The following is a 15,177-nucleotide window of genomic DNA, read 5'->3' as shown; positions in this document are numbered from 1 at the left end:
TCTGATAAACAACTATTTATAATGTTGATAAAATTAATCATTGATTTTTATTCAACAATTTATCCTCAAAATCTGTTTTTTGATAAATAACTTAAAGTAATGGATGAGGTAAATGAGTTATTGATAAAATTCTATGTAAATATTTCTATTAAATCTCCTGGTATAAGCTATTATGGTTGTATTTATACGCTTTGTTATAGCTAAGAGTGGGAGATAAGCTAATAATCTGATTATATAGATAAATGACTATCGCAATGCTTGTGATATGATACATTTTGGGGCATAAACACCCTCTATAATTCAATTTTAACATTTATTTTTAATATACGTTATTTGGTATTATAGACTTTCTTTAAAGCTTATTTACCTAATTAAACTCAGATTAAATTTGACGAAAAATGGAGTTGAAATTAAAAAATAATCCACAATTTACATTTGTATACGATAGATAAATGCAATGTTTTCCACACTTTTTCTTGTTTAAAAGAATTACACTCAATTGTTGATAATCAGAATATTATTCACTTAAAGTAAAGTTAATTGTATAATATAGATAAATCTCATAAATAACTGACTTTTAAATATTTAAATATATTACATTTAATTATATGTAATCCACAATTTTATCCACAGACATAATGGCAATTTACATCGTTTAACTATATTACAAATGTTAATTTCATTTTTCACCTAAAAATGGTTATTTTTGACTCATGTAAATTATTAGTCAGATGAACTTTGAACAGCTCTACCTTCAAAACCCTACATTTCCTAATCGCTATATTTCCCCTGAAAAATTATTTTCTTACTTACAGACGAATCTCAGCGATTATATTCAGGAGATTGGAAAATCATATTTAGATAAACCTATTTTTAAACTAAGCATTGGAACAGGAGATATTAATGTTCTGGCTTGGTCACAGATGCATGGAAATGAATCAAACGCTACTCATGCCATGTTAGATTTATTAGTTAGCTTGGATAAAGATCACTTTATGAAGCAGGAACTCTTTAGCAGGATTAAACTGGATTTTATCTTTATGCTGAATCCTGATGGTTCTGAAAAATGGACCAGATTAAATGCCGTAGATATTGATCTCAATCGGGATTTCCATAATGAAGCCAGTAAAGAGATTAAGCTCCTTAAGAATATTGTTTCTCAAAATAGATATGATTATGCACTGAATCTTCATGAGCAGAGAACCATCTTTACAACAGATGGAATTCATCCCGCTACACTTTCATTTTTAGCTCCATCTGAAAATGAAGAACGGACGGTTACAGATAATCGAAAGAAATGCATGGCAGTGATTGCAAATATTTATAATCATCTACAGGAGTTGATCCCTAATCAGATCGGAAGATACTCAGATGAGTTTTATCCTACATCTACGGGGGATAATTTCATAAAAGCCGGAATGCCTACTATTCTATTTGAAGGAGGACATTTTATAGATGATTACACCAGAAAGGGAACCAGAAAATATTATACAATAGCATTATACTATGCTTTAAAAGCAATCAGTGAGCTAAACTCTGGTATTACTGGTTGGGAGACCTATTTAGATATCCCTGAAAATAAAGAAAGCCATTATGATATTGTTTATAGAAATGTAAAGCTCAATACGGATCATCATTGTGTCCTGGATATAGCAGTACAATATCGAGAAGTAAAGGAGGAGGAAAAGGATGATCTGTCTTTTATACCTTTTGTAATGGAAGTGGGAGATGTTAAAAAAAGAAAAGGATGGTTGGAAATAGACTGTACAGGAAAGAAATTTGTTTGCTCTACTAAATATCCAAAACTGGATGAGAAAGTAGATTTTACTATTGAAGATTAAAAAAGCGGAACAATTTGTTCCGCTTTTGTTTTATAGATACTCTTTTAATTTGGATTAATTTACCACCTTAATTCCATTTGCTACAAATCTGATCTCTTCTTTCGGTGTAGTGATCGCATCAATCTCTGATTGTGGTTTTTTAGCGTCCTCTGCATAGTGTTTCTGCTCGTCAATAGAAATTATCTTTCTTTCAGCGTCACCCTCTAAAACTACGTTTTTCCCTTTTAAAGCGGTAGGAACAAAGAATGCATAATCTTTCATTTTTACGAAAAATTGAGAATTATCTTCTGTCTGGATTGTTAACCAACATCCTTTTTTCTCACAAACATCGGTTACTTTTCCTTTAATCGCTACATTTTCAACCTTTTTATTTTCTTTCTTAAGTTTCTTACCTAATTTTTCAACGCTGATAGCCTTTGATTCAACAGATGAACCAACGCCAGCTCCGTAGGTATCACCTACAATAGCATTTCCTGCCGGTGGAGAAAATTTCTTTTGTGCTGTTTCTTGTGCAAAAGCTACAGTAGAAGCACTGATCGCTACAGCAAATAGTATGGCTTTGAATTTCATTTTTAATATTTTTTTCAAAAATAACAATAAAAATTGAATTAATAAGTGTGATATACTTGATAAAAAATAGGCGTATCACTAAATTTTACACAAAATTCAAAATCAAGTGCATATTTGTTTATATTTGGGAATTCTAAATAATTTATGCATAAAAAATTAAAACTTTGGGATGCCATTATGTTAGTAATGGGTTCAATGATCGGAAGTGGAATCTTTATTGTAAGTGCAGACATGATGCGGAATCTGGGTTCTGGTTACTGGCTGATCATTGTATGGGTTATCACAGGAATAATGACGGTAGCTGCGGCAATAAGCTATGGGGAACTTTCTGCATTATTTCCTAAGGCAGGAGGACAGTATACCTATCTTAAAGAGATCTTCGGTAAGAGGATGGGTTTCTTGTATGGATGGGGACTTTTTACGGTAATCCAGACGGGTACTATTGCTGCTGTAGCAATGGCTTTTGGTAAATTTACTGCTTACCTGATTCCAGCTCTTAATGATGCAGAAGCTATTTTTCAAAGTGGAGAATTTAAAATTACATGGATTCAGATATTAGCAATTGCTATTATTGTTCTGCTTACTTATATCAACACTAGAGGTGTAGAGAGTGGTAAGATATTACAGAATATTTTTACAGGATCTAAAATTGTTGCTCTGTTGGGACTAATTGCCGCAGGTTTTATTTTGATAGATGTTTCTCATCTTTCCGAAAACTTCAGCTCTGGTTATGACGCTTTCAGTAATCTTAAAAAGGATCTGAGTGGAAATTTTCTTAAACAAGGCTGGGAGCCTATTGGAGGAATGACCTTGCTAGGAGGTATAGCAGCAGCGATGGTTGGTTCTGTTTTCAGTTCTGTGGCTTGGGAAAGTGTCACTTTTGTATCAGGTGAAATTGAAAACCCAAAGAAGAATGTTGTGAAGTCAATGATTTTCGGAACTTCTGCTGTAATGATTCTTTATATAGCAGTAAATTATGTTTATTTAAATGCTCTCGATCGGGATTCAATTGCTTTTGCAGCAAATGACAGGGTAGCTGTTGCAGCTTCACACAATATATTTGGAAGTGCGGGAACGGTTATTATTGCTTTACTGGTAATGATTTCTACTTTCGGATGTAATAACGGATTAATCTTAGCTGGAGCAAGGGTTTTTCAAACGATGGCTAAGGACGGAATGTTTTTTCAATCAGCAGAAAAAAATAATAAAAATGAAGTTCCCGGAAATGCACTTTGGATGCAGGGAATCTGGGCTTCCATATTGTGTCTGAGTGGACAATATGGAAATTTACTGGATATGATCTCTTTTGTTATTGTTTTATTTTACATGATAACAGTTTTTGGAGTGATTTACCTAAGGTTTAAACAGCCTAACCTTGAGAGGCCTTATAAAACATGGTTATACCCGATTACACCTATCATTTATCTGTTGATAGGAGCTGGTTTCTGTATTTTATTACTGATCTATAAACAACAGTATACATGGCCAGGTTTTGTAATGGTTTTACTCGGACTTCCGGTTTACTACTTTATTAACAGAAATAAAAGAGATAGCAAATAACTTGCTAACCAAGGAATATGGTAATTCCTTTTGCTTTAAAATATTCAATATTCATTTCGAAATAACTTCATTTACGGCTTTCAAACAGGTTTGAAAGCCGTAAATTTTAAGGAATATTTTTATTTCTGTATCATATATTATTTATTGAAAAATGTTTAAATTGGTATTTTGTTTTATGCGAATGAAAAAATAAAGAAAAAGCAAGAAAAGTTGATATATGGACACACCAAATTACAGAATGCCTTTTGTTCCGTCAACATTAATGTCCGAAGGAGGAAGTATAGATACCTGCGACATGGGGGAGAGTATCGCCCATAACATTATGTTGTTGATAACAACTAAAAAAGGAGAAAATAGATATGATGAAAATTACGGAAATGATGTATGGAATCTTGAATTCGATAACGGAGTTACAAGTGCTGTTTGGGAGAATATTTTTATTAAGAGTCTAAAAAGACAGATACAGGAATACGAACCAAGAATTGTTCAGCCACAAGTTGACGCTCATGTGCAAATCGTAGAACATAATTATGACACCAAGGAACATACAGAGATAAAGAAAAAAGTACGAATCGCCATTAATGCCAAAATGGAGGCGACAGGTGACCGATTCAGTTTTTCTACAGAATTATTTCTGAGCCCTATGTCTATTGATTAAATATTTATTGTAATTAAAATTTATGAATTTAGATCAGAATATATATTCTAAAGAATCCGTAAAAGCAAGAATGCTTCAAAATGCAACTAAAGTCTGGGGATTAAAGAGCCCACAATCTTTGGATCCATTTGTGAAATTATTGATAGATGCATTCAGCACTGAGATTTTCAAAGCGAATAATGAGATACAGACCGTAAATGCCCGCATATTAGAAAAGCTGGCAAAATTACTTACGCCATCTATTTATACTCACCCTATTCCTTCTCATTCTATCGCATTTACCCAGCCTTCAGAATCTTCTGAAGTATTGCTGGAACATACAGAGTTTTTCTTCAGAAAGCAGATGACTTCCACTGTAAAATCAGAATCAGATAAACAGGTTAATATTCCTTTCACTCCGATTGGCAACGTAAGGATCAATAAAGTACAGACGTCAATCATGTTTGTAGGGAATACCTGCTACAGTATTGATGAAAGATTGAACAAGATTCCTATTGCTAGATTCCAAGGTAAACCGGAAGATTATCGCAAGGTTACTATTGGTGTAAATGTCTCTAAATATGTAAGTGAGAACTTTCCTAAATACCTTAGTATATTTTGTTCAAACCCGGCTTTTGAACATCTTGATTTTGTATATAAACTTTTACCTTACATAACGGTTACAAGTGATGGAAATCCTTTGTTTATAAGAGAAGGATTATCCTATTTGAAAAATACTCAGGCAGAAGGGTATGAACAAATGTTCCGTGAGCAATCTATCAAAACAAAAACGATAGAAGATATTAAAAGTATTTATCATCATAAATTTATCGAAATAACAGGCTTATCAGATAGTTTGTTTTCGGAACCCGGAAAACTCCCTGAGAATCTAGACTTTCTTGAAGGTAGAGAGGAAATTGAAAAATACCTTGAAGGAAAGCGCTATTTATGGCTGACCTTTGAGTTTCCACCACAGTTTTCTGCTGAAATTTTAGATAATTTTTCATTCGTATTTAATGCTTTTCCAATTTATAACAGAGGGTGGAAAAAAACTGAATATAGTTTGGATATTATGGGAAATAATATTCCGCTGGTAACCGACGAAGGGGAGCATTTTTTATATGTAGACGAAGTTCAGGATGGAGAAGGTAGAAGATATACGGAAATTCCTTTTACACCAGCTGATGATTTAAAGAAAGGTCTTTATACAGTCAGAAAAGGAGGAATGGAACGTTTTACCAATAGAAATGCAGTTGATATGATTGCTAATGTTCTAGAACTGACAAGAGATGAAATTGCAGCATTTTCTTTATTAAACAGGGATAATGTAAAAGGAGTATTGAGTGAAATGTCAGACAAAATGAAGTCTATGGTACAAAAAGTAAATAATGCCAAAAGAAGTATCAAACAAGAACTTAATTATGTGATAATGGAGCCTGTTGAAAAGACAGACCATACGTATGCTTCTTTCTGGATCACACATTGTACTCTTGCTAATCATATGCGTCCTGGAACAGAGCTTTCAAATCAGTTGAAATCACAGTCTTTAGTGCTTCTTACTGAAACTATTGGTGGAGCTGAAGAGCAGAAAGGGACAGACAGCATTCAAGCTTATAAATATGCTCTGACAACTAGAGATAAAATTATATCCCTGGAAGATGTCAAGAACTATTGCAGGATGATTTTAAAAGATGAGGTAAAGGAAGTAAGGGTAAAAAGAGGTACCATGATCAGTAATAAACCAAAAGAAGGTTTTGTACGTACTGTTGAGATTGAAATTATTCCCCAGAACTACTCTTTTTATGGAAGAGCCTATTGGGAAAATATGTCAAATATGCTTCGAAACCAGATTATCTCAAAAGCAATAGACGGAATAGAATATCTCGTGAAAATAAGTAATGAAGATGTTGATTTCTTTGAAAATTAAAATTAAAAATTCCGGACTACCAATAGTTTCCGGAATTTTTGTTTTTAAAAAGATTGCTATAAAATTTTATCCATAAGAATTACTTCTCTACTTTCCAGCAATGGAACGATTTTTTCCAGAACTAAATTTTTGAAATATTCAGAATTACGATGTATTTCTACAGCATCTTTATCTGTATAACCTTCAAATAAGATTAATGTATATTCATCCTGTTGACTTTGATGAAGATTATAGAACAAATTTCCTTCTTCCTTAGAGCTTTTCTCAGCGACTTCTTTCAAGAGATACAATACGGTGTCTAGTTTCCCTTCTTTTACTTGCCATTTGGCGTATATATAAACAGCTTTTTGACTCATTTTCTTGAATTTAATGTTAAAGGTTATTTCTTTTTTGATTCTAAAATTGCAACTATTTTTTCACCAACACCTTTTGCAGAAGCTGGGTTCTGTCCGGTTACAATATTTCCATCAGCAATGCTATTCGCAGACCAGGGTTCTGCAGCGTGAAAAATTGCGCCCTGTTCAGTTAATGCAGTTTGCAGATCAAAAGGAACCTCAGCTCTTGCATAATTATCCTCTTCTTCTGTTGTGAAAGAAGCAATATTTTTACCATTGATCAGATAAGATCCATCGCTTAATTTTACATTCAGTAAAGATACCGGACCATGACATACTGCTCCAACTACTGCGTTACGCTCGTAAGTTTCGGCAATAATTCTTTTAAGTTCTGGAGCTTCGGGCATATCTACCATAGGAGCAAGACCTCCAGGAATAAAAATTGCATCATAGGTATTTACATCTACGGTTGATAATTTTACCGCATTATGCATATCTTCCCAACCTTTACCCGTTAGGAAGGCCAAATTATCAGGATCATCCGCTAAATTTAAAGCATCAAGATAAGGAGAGTCTCCTGTTAAGCTCGCAAAATCAATTTGATAATCTGCTTTTTTAAATTCTGCATAAGGATGGGCTACTTCAGGTAGGAATGTACCTGTTCTTCTATTGTTAGGTCCGATTGAGTTTGCATTGGATACAATGATTAATACTTTTTGTTTCATGACTTAAAATTTTTCAGATTAATAATATGTTTAAATTGTTATTTTTTTCTGATGTAAAATTACCACGGAACTTATCCGAAAATGAAGGAATAAAGTCACAAAAAAAGTGTGATTGAAATCACACTTACATTTTATTACTGTTCACATATAATCTACTCAATGTTTCCCTGCTTACACCCAAATATTCTGCTACATATTTTTTTGGAATTTCAAGGATGAGATCGGGATATAATTTTGAGAACTCTTCATATCGCTGTTGAGGAGTACTTGATAATAGAAGGGTTATTCTTTGTTGCAGAGCGATGTAGCCGTTTGTTAATTTTACCCTAAAGAAATGTTCCATTTTGTGAAATTCTAAAGCAAGTTTTTCTCTTCCTTCTAGAGTGAGACATAAAACCTGGCCATCTTTCAGGCATTCTACGAACATAGTAGCATTTTTTTGTTTGAAAAATCCTACGTAATCTGTCATCCACCAATTTTTTTTAGCAAATTGCAGGATATGCTCCTTACCGTTTTCATCAATGTAAAACACTTTATATATACCATCCAAAGCTAAAAATTCAAACTTCACTTCGTCAGCTTCATTAACCAAAAATTGATTTTTACGAACATTTTTCAACGTAAAGAAGGTTTGAATACGATCAAATTCCTCATCTGTAAGAGGAATTACTTCTTCAATATGCTCGCGTAATCTGTTCATAGTGGTGAATTAATGAAATGTAAATTTAAATAAAATTGATTAAGTAAAGCGGGTAGGACAGCTTTAATATATTTTCCCGATCAATGTAATTTCATATAACCGTTATCTCATTTAAAATTTAAATTAAAATAAAAACTTTTGATTCATTTACTGCGAATAAACTAACACTTTTTAACACAAAAAATTCCATAAAATTCCGTAATTTTGCACAGCGTGATTTTCAGGTAGGATCACACTGAATTATGAGTAAATCAACAGAATATATAGAAATTTACGGTGCTCGAGAGCATAATTTAAAAAATATAAACGTAAAAATTCCACGCAATGAATTGGTAGTAATTACCGGGCTTTCCGGCAGTGGAAAATCATCATTAGCTTTTGATACTATTTTCGCAGAAGGTCAGCGTCGTTATATTGAAACATTTTCAGCATATGCGCGTCAATTTTTAGGAGGTTTGGAACGTCCTGATGTCGATAAGATCGAAGGGCTTTCTCCTGTAATTGCAATAGAGCAGAAGACCACTAATAAAAATCCACGTTCCACTGTAGGAACAGTTACTGAGCTTTATGATTATCTGCGTTTACTGTATGCAAGGGTGTCGGATGCTTATTCAATGGCTAGTGGAAAAAGATTGGTAAGCTATACGGAAGATCAGATCCTTGATACAATTAAGGAAAATTATAAAGGTGAAAAGATCATGCTGATGGCTCCTGTTGTTCGCTCGAGAAAAGGACATTACCATGAGCTTTTCGTACAGATGGCAAAAAAAGGCTATGGACAGGCAAGAATTGATGGTGAGCTGCAGGATATCGAATATGATCTAAAGCTCGACCGTTATAAAACCCATGATATCGATATCGTTATTGACCGCTGGATTATTGGTGAAAGTGCCTCCGAAACCAGAATGGAGAAATCCCTGAGAACAGCGATGGAGATGGGGGAAGGAATTATTGGAATTCAAAAACTGGGAAGTACGGATATTGAATATTTCTCAAAGAATCTAATGGATGCGGAAACAGGACATTCATTAGCATTACCGGAACCTAATACCTTTTCATTCAATTCCCCTAAAGGAAGCTGTCCGGATTGCAAAGGATTGGGAACTATTAAAAAGATCAATACAGACTATTTTGTTGATAATCCAAAGTTGTCGATCAATCAGGGAGCTTTATTGCCTTTAGAAGATATTAAATCTAATAAATGGATTTTAGCACAGATCAAGAATATTCTTGAGATCTTCGGTTTGGGTTTAACGACTGCAATGAAGGATATTCCTGAAGAGGCATTGGAATATATTTATCACGGCTGTCATAAAGAATTTAATAAAGACCTTAAATATGCAGGAATTACCAAGAAAATAAAAATCAATTTTGATGGGTTAATTCCTTTTATGGAAGAAATTATTGATGAGAAAGAATCTTATGAAGGTGTTTTGCTGGAAAGACATTTTACTACTGAAGAGACTTGTCCTGAATGTAATGGAACCCGTTTACAGCCTTCAAGTTTAAGTTTTAAAATTGATGGAAAAAATATTGCTGAGGTCAATGGTTTAAGTTTATCGGATCTGAAAGACTGGCTGCATGATATTAAAGACAAATTCTCAGAAAAAAATAAAATTATTGCTTACGAAATTTTAAAGGAAATTGAAACCAGACTTCAGTTCTTGCTGGATGTAGGATTAGATTATTTAAGTTTAAGTAGGAGTTCCAAAACGCTTTCTGGAGGTGAATCTCAAAGGATCCGCCTGGCAACACAAATTGGTTCGCAACTGGTTAATGTCTTGTATATTCTGGATGAACCAAGTATCGGTCTCCATCAGAGAGACAATGAAAGACTTATCAAATCATTAAAGAATCTTAGAGATATTGGTAATTCTGTTTTGGTTGTAGAGCATGACAAAGATATGATCCTTGAAGCTGATGAGGTATTGGATATCGGGCCAAGAGCTGGAAAATTTGGAGGTGAAATTCTTTGGCAGGGAAAACCGAAAGACCTGTTGAAGGCTGATACTATAACAGCTGATTATATCAATGGAAAAAGAAAAATTGAAATTCCAGAACAAAGGAGAGTAGGAAACGGAAAAAATATTTTATTAAAAGGGGCTACTGGAAATAACCTTAAAAATGTAACTCTTGATATTCCTTTAGGGAAATTAGTGGTTGTAACAGGAATTTCAGGAAGTGGAAAATCTTCCTTGATTAATGGTACCTTATATCCAATCCTTAACAAACATTTTTACAGAGCAGTTCAGGAGCCTTTACCATATAAAAAAATTGAGGGTCTGGAAAATATCGACAAAATAGTAGATGTAGACCAAGCTCCGATCGGAAGAACACCTCGATCAAATCCTGCAACCTATACGGGAATGTTCACTGATATCAGAAATCTTTTCGCTGAATTACCGGAAAGTAAAATTCGTGGTTATAAGCCAGGGAGATTTTCTTTTAATGTAAAAGGTGGAAGATGTGAAACCTGTCAAGGTGGTGGACTGAAGGTAATTGAGATGAACTTCTTACCGGATGTTTATGTTCATTGTGAAACCTGCAACGGAAAACGCTTCAACAGGGAAACCCTTGAAGTTCGTTATAAAGGAAAATCTATTTCTGATGTATTGGATATGACAATTGATGAAGCAGTAGATTTCTTCCAGCCAATTCCTAAAATTTTTAGCAGAGTTAAAACACTGCAAGATGTTGGTTTGGGCTATATCACAATGGGGCAACAGTCAACAACCCTTTCCGGAGGAGAGGCTCAGCGTATTAAACTGGCCACAGAACTGGCGAAGAGACAAACAGGAAATACACTTTACATTCTGGATGAACCTACAACGGGATTACATTTTGAAGACGTTAAAATATTAATGGATGCGATCAACCAACTGGTTGAGCTTGGAAATTCGTTTATTATTATTGAACATAATATGGATGTGATTAAACTGGCTGATCATATTATTGATGTTGGTCCGGAAGGAGGGAAACATGGTGGACAAATTGTTGCTCAGGGAACTCCCGAGGAAATTATCAAGTCTAAGAAAAGTTTGACAGGGAAGTTTTTGAAGAAAGAATTCTAATACCTATACTTCGTATTGAAAAAAGTTAAATGTGTGATTTAAAAGTATTACAATAATGACTAAAAAAGGCTGAACCGATAAAGTTTGGTCTTTTTTTATAATCTAATTTGAAGTTCAATATTAATTTTTCAATTATTTTAAAAATTTAATATACTGTATATCAGTTATTTGTGTTCTAATATTAACTCAATGTTAACTAGATGTGAATTTAATATGAATTATTTTTAATAACTTCGGGTAAGAAATACAAACTAATGTAATTATAATATTTAAAACCATACAGTTATGAAAAATAAAATTCAAATATTTATAGCTTCACTTTTCGTTTTGGGATTTGTTTCAATGAATACTTTTAAAGCACAGACTAACAATACTAATGTAATTCAGGAGATTCAATTGAATAAGAATGATACGTTCAGTGACATAAGAAATGAATTATTAGATAACTTCGATTTTACGAATTACGAATATAAACAAGGAGTTGTAAATTCAGAGGTAAAATTCGATATTACAGAAAATGGAAAGATCGTGAACGTTCACTCTACTGGTGATTGCAAAAATGTAAGTAAAGAAATTGAAAATGTTTTAACTAACCTTAAAATAAATCGCAAAAATTTTAATGAAAATATGATGGCTTATACCTATGTGATGCCAGTAACGGTTGAGATAGATAATAGGTAAAATTCATAAAACATTTATATAGATTTGGCAAATTCTCTATAATTTTTGTTTTTAAGATGCAAATAGTGAAAATTTTCCACAAAAATTTGTAATAAACTAATTGGTTTTTCGTTTTAAATTTAGCCAACTATTAAATTAAAACAATATGAAAAATTTAAAGAAACTTAACAAGCAAGAATTAAAATCAGTGTATGGAGGAGAGCCTAAAAAATACTGTGTATACTGTGAAAGATTAAATAAGACAGTTTGTAGCGAAGTTCCAATCGCTCAGTGTCCTTAAAAAACTTAAGCTGCTAGAAATAGCAGCTTTTTTATTGTTCTAAATTTTCTTCAGCATAAGAAATAAACCCCTCCAAACTATTTTTAAGATCTGTAGCGGTACTGATAGAATTATTAAATGTTATATTGTCAATTTTCCAATGCTTGTCATCTGTATTAATTAAATGTATAGTATCAGTCCATATAATTTGAGGGGATACCTTATCATACTCAAAATCAACAGAAACATTTGCTCTATTAGCAATGATATCAACCGATTTTATTTTGTAAGTCGTATATCCTTCATATAAACTTGAGAAAACTTCCCCTTCTAATATTAAAGGCTTATCCGTTGGATGAGCACTGCTTTTTACTTTTTCAATATCTGCTTTTGAAACACTAATTGCTTTTTTTATTACATCTTCCAGATCAGAAGAAAATAGATCCTTTTGAAGCGGGCGATCATAAAGGGTTTCATTAGAACGACTATACAAAGTGTATAGTTTATTTACTTTTTCTCTGATTTCGGGTTCTGCAGATTCTTTTTTATAATCCTGATGATTTTTACAGCTGAGTAATACTAAGAAAATACTTAGATAGAAGAATAGCGCTTTCATTATTGTGTTTTTTAAGGATATAAGGTCCTGAAATTGAGTATCAAAGTTTGTACCAATTTATAGATGGTCAAAAAGAAGATGATTGAAAATTTACTTCGATATTTTAAGATTTCTTTACTACATTTGAATAGATAAAAAATATCTGTGGATCCTATTCTTAATGTTGTTGTTCGTTCCCTTTGCGTTTACCTTTTCATGGTAATTGCAATCCGTTTATTTGGTAAAAATCAACTTTCTCAGCTTAATGCAGGAGATGTTGTGTTATTACTTCTTATTTCCAATGCAGTACAAAATGCCATGGTGGGACCTGATACATCTCTCCAGGGAGGGCTTATCGCTGCACTTGTGCTTTTCGCAGCTAATTTTATCTTAAAAAGATTAATGTTTGCAAACCCGTCCTTCGAAACTTTTATGGAGGAAGATCCGGTGATTTTAATAAGGGATGGTGAAGTAGATCAAAAAGCGCTTGATAAAGTGAAAATTACTAAGGGAGAATTAGAAGAGGCAATAAGAGAGCATGGTGTGGAAAAGATAGAAAATGTAAAACTATCTGTTCTTGAAGTTGATGGAAATATAAGTGTTGTCTCAGAAGATGGTCAAACAAAACAAACTCATTATTCAAGAATAAAACGAAAAAATAAAAGAAAATATCTTTAAATAAAATGAACTACGAAATCAGAGAAATGCTTCCCAGTGACGAAGTACGTGTTTTAGAAATATTTCAGCAAGGAATAGATGGCGGAATTGCTACTTTTGAAACCGAGGCTCCCAATAGAGAAGTTTGGAACACAGAATTTTTTAACGACTGCAGATGGATTTTGGAAAATGAAAATAATGAGGTAGTTGGTTGGGCAGCCTTAAAACCAGTAAGTAAAAGAGAATGTTTTAAAGGAGTTGCTGAAGTAAGCATTTATTTTGACATTAATTACCAGGGAAAGGGTTTAGGGTCAGTATTACTTAAAAAGATGATTTTAGACAGCGAAAGCCATGGTTTCTGGACCTTACAGTCTAATATATTTCCTGAAAATGAAGCATCCATAAAATTCCATCAGAAAAATGGATTCAGAACAGTAGGAATTCGTAAAAAAGTTGGAAAACTAAATGGAGAATGGAAAGATCTTGTTATGCTTGAAAAAAGAAGCGAGACAGTAGGTTTTGACTAAAATTAAGATATTAATATTCTCTTAATATCTTATCTCTGCTATGTGAATTCGATCTTTGGCATCAACCTTGTTTATTTTCATACGAAATTTGAAACAATGAAAATATGAAAGGTTTAATAAAAGTAGTGGGAGTAGTTTCTCTGGGTTTTATGCTGTCTAGCTGTACCGTGCAGGAGCAACACTATCATGGTAGGAGAGGATTGCCACCAGGGCAGGCAAAAAAGGTGTATGGCGGAAGTGCCAGATATTATGCACCAGGCCAGGTTAAGAAGAGGGTATACTACTATGAATATGATGATAGAGGTCATAACAAACATCGAGGACATAAAAAACATCACAGAGATTAATATCTTATAATAGCCCTGATTTTACGGGGCTTTTTTCGTAGGTAGTTAAAAGCTATATTTTAATTTAACTTTTTGGCACTCGGATTGTTGGTATTAGTTTGAATCATAAAGAATAAAAATATGAAAACCTTAACTAAAATTATCGGAGTATTGGCTTTGGTTGGTGTGTTGGCTTCATGTTTACCTCACCCTCCTGCGCCTCCAAAACCACCGCAACATCCAACAAGATAAAAGAAACTTATTTTGATTTAAAAATCAAAAAAATGAAAGGCCCTGAAATTTCAGGGCCTTTTTTATTAAAGTCTGGTTTTCTTTGGATTTAAAAAAGTGTTGAAGATCATAACTTCCTGTCCGAATTGTTTCTCTATTCTCTCAGAGATGTTTAAGAGCTCACTCTCAATAAAATCTGTTCGCAATTCATCATTGTCAAATATTAAAAGAAGGTTGTAGTTTTTTCCATCCTCAATATAATCACTGTCTACTTCGGAAAGAATATATTTGCTGACATCCATCAGATTTTCAGTCATTAAAACCAATGTCTTGTCCATATAATTTTCCCATTCTTCCAGATTGTTTTTCGTGCAGTGGAAAGTTATACTTAATACGCTCATATTTTAAGAATTTTTAAGATTTTGTGGATAAATTCTACTACAAAAATCGGTAAAAATTTCGTAAATTAGCCCGTTAATAAAAAACCAAAATAAATAATTTTCAGACTCACAGCTAAAAGTCTGACTGTCATTAT

Annotated in this window: 16 protein-coding genes; 10 read left to right on the top strand and 6 right to left on the bottom strand. The window is 33.1% G+C overall.

Features of this window, described 5'->3' with window-relative positions:
- The first annotated feature begins 731 nt into the window (after positions 1–731).
- Entirely contained in the window at positions 732–1,841 is a 1,110-nt protein-coding gene (locus AC3WRL_RS11640) for a M14 family zinc carboxypeptidase (RefSeq protein ID WP_214824433.1), read from the top strand.
- Positions 1,842–1,895: 54 nt separating this feature from the next.
- Here AC3WRL_RS11640 and AC3WRL_RS11635 read toward each other — a convergent pair whose 3' ends face one another.
- Positions 1,896–2,411: a DUF4920 domain-containing protein gene (locus AC3WRL_RS11635; RefSeq protein WP_214824435.1), complete on the bottom strand. Its 516-nt coding sequence runs from the start codon at positions 2,409–2,411 to the stop codon at positions 1,896–1,898.
- Between the two features lie 144 nt (positions 2,412–2,555).
- Here AC3WRL_RS11635 and AC3WRL_RS11630 point away from each other — a divergent pair, with 144 nt between their 5' ends.
- The 3 genes from AC3WRL_RS11630 (at position 2,556) to AC3WRL_RS11620 (ending at position 6,535) form a co-directional block, all read left to right on the top strand.
- Positions 2,556–3,971, top strand: coding sequence for an APC family permease (locus AC3WRL_RS11630; protein ID WP_214824437.1), 1,416 nt, complete (start codon positions 2,556–2,558; stop codon positions 3,969–3,971).
- A gap of 217 nt (positions 3,972–4,188) precedes the next feature.
- Positions 4,189–4,629 (top strand): GPW/gp25 family protein, encoded by a 441-nt coding sequence (locus AC3WRL_RS11625; RefSeq protein ID WP_214824439.1) that lies wholly within the window; start codon positions 4,189–4,191, stop codon positions 4,627–4,629.
- Between the two features lie 22 nt (positions 4,630–4,651).
- Positions 4,652–6,535 carry a type VI secretion system baseplate subunit TssF gene (locus tag AC3WRL_RS11620; RefSeq protein ID WP_214824443.1) on the top strand — a complete coding sequence of 628 codons (1,884 nt, stop codon included), beginning with the start codon at positions 4,652–4,654 and terminating at the stop codon, positions 6,533–6,535.
- Between the two features lie 56 nt (positions 6,536–6,591).
- Here the strand turns inward: AC3WRL_RS11620 and AC3WRL_RS11615 are convergent, their stop codons facing one another.
- From AC3WRL_RS11615 to AC3WRL_RS11605, 3 genes are all read right to left on the bottom strand, one after another.
- Positions 6,592–6,891 carry a putative quinol monooxygenase gene (locus tag AC3WRL_RS11615; RefSeq protein WP_492330339.1) on the bottom strand — a complete coding sequence of 100 codons (300 nt, stop codon included), beginning with the start codon at positions 6,889–6,891 and terminating at the stop codon, positions 6,592–6,594.
- A 23-nt stretch (positions 6,892–6,914) separates the two neighbouring features.
- Positions 6,915–7,595 carry a type 1 glutamine amidotransferase domain-containing protein gene (locus tag AC3WRL_RS11610; protein ID WP_214824458.1) on the bottom strand — a complete coding sequence of 227 codons (681 nt, stop codon included), beginning with the start codon at positions 7,593–7,595 and terminating at the stop codon, positions 6,915–6,917.
- Positions 7,596–7,719: 124 nt separating this feature from the next.
- The gene (locus AC3WRL_RS11605) at positions 7,720–8,295 is read right to left on the bottom strand and encodes a Crp/Fnr family transcriptional regulator (RefSeq protein WP_214824460.1); all 576 of its coding nucleotides are present in this window, start codon (positions 8,293–8,295) and stop codon (positions 7,720–7,722) included.
- A gap of 242 nt (positions 8,296–8,537) precedes the next feature.
- Between AC3WRL_RS11605 and uvrA the strand changes: the two genes are divergently transcribed.
- The 3 genes from uvrA to AC3WRL_RS11590 all read left to right on the top strand — a co-directional run bounded on the left by uvrA (position 8,538) and on the right by AC3WRL_RS11590 (position 12,327).
- A complete protein-coding gene (gene uvrA / locus AC3WRL_RS11600; RefSeq protein WP_214824463.1) occupies positions 8,538–11,366 on the top strand; it encodes an excinuclease ABC subunit UvrA in 2,829 nt (942 codons plus the stop codon).
- A gap of 285 nt (positions 11,367–11,651) precedes the next feature.
- A complete protein-coding gene (locus AC3WRL_RS11595) occupies positions 11,652–12,047 on the top strand; it encodes a TSCPD domain-containing protein (protein WP_261512387.1) in 396 nt (131 codons plus the stop codon).
- Between the two features lie 145 nt (positions 12,048–12,192).
- Positions 12,193–12,327, top strand: coding sequence for a bacteriocin-like protein (locus tag AC3WRL_RS11590; RefSeq protein ID WP_449243619.1), 135 nt, complete (start codon positions 12,193–12,195; stop codon positions 12,325–12,327).
- A gap of 31 nt (positions 12,328–12,358) precedes the next feature.
- Here the strand turns inward: AC3WRL_RS11590 and AC3WRL_RS11585 are convergent, their stop codons facing one another.
- Entirely contained in the window at positions 12,359–12,922 is a 564-nt protein-coding gene (locus AC3WRL_RS11585; protein ID WP_492330338.1) for a hypothetical protein, read from the bottom strand.
- A 144-nt stretch (positions 12,923–13,066) separates the two neighbouring features.
- Between AC3WRL_RS11585 and AC3WRL_RS11580 the strand changes: the two genes are divergently transcribed.
- From AC3WRL_RS11580 to AC3WRL_RS11570, 3 genes are all read left to right on the top strand, one after another.
- Positions 13,067–13,579, top strand: a complete 513-nt coding sequence (locus AC3WRL_RS11580; protein WP_214824470.1) for a DUF421 domain-containing protein — start codon at positions 13,067–13,069, stop codon at positions 13,577–13,579.
- A gap of 5 nt (positions 13,580–13,584) precedes the next feature.
- Positions 13,585–14,085: a GNAT family N-acetyltransferase gene (locus AC3WRL_RS11575; RefSeq protein WP_492330337.1), complete on the top strand. Its 501-nt coding sequence runs from the start codon at positions 13,585–13,587 to the stop codon at positions 14,083–14,085.
- A gap of 104 nt (positions 14,086–14,189) precedes the next feature.
- Positions 14,190–14,432, top strand: coding sequence for a hypothetical protein (locus tag AC3WRL_RS11570; protein WP_214824474.1), 243 nt, complete (start codon positions 14,190–14,192; stop codon positions 14,430–14,432).
- 296 nt (positions 14,433–14,728) lie between these two features.
- Here the strand turns inward: AC3WRL_RS11570 and AC3WRL_RS11565 are convergent, their stop codons facing one another.
- Positions 14,729–15,043, bottom strand: a complete 315-nt coding sequence (locus AC3WRL_RS11565) for a DUF4286 family protein (RefSeq protein WP_492330336.1) — start codon at positions 15,041–15,043, stop codon at positions 14,729–14,731.
- Between the last annotated feature and the right edge of the window lie 134 nt (positions 15,044–15,177).

Source organism: Chryseobacterium sp. FW101-FHT12H09, assembly GCF_058790395.1.
The sequence above is the reverse complement of the archived record's forward strand: the minus strand, read 5'-3'. Positions and strand labels throughout refer to the sequence as shown.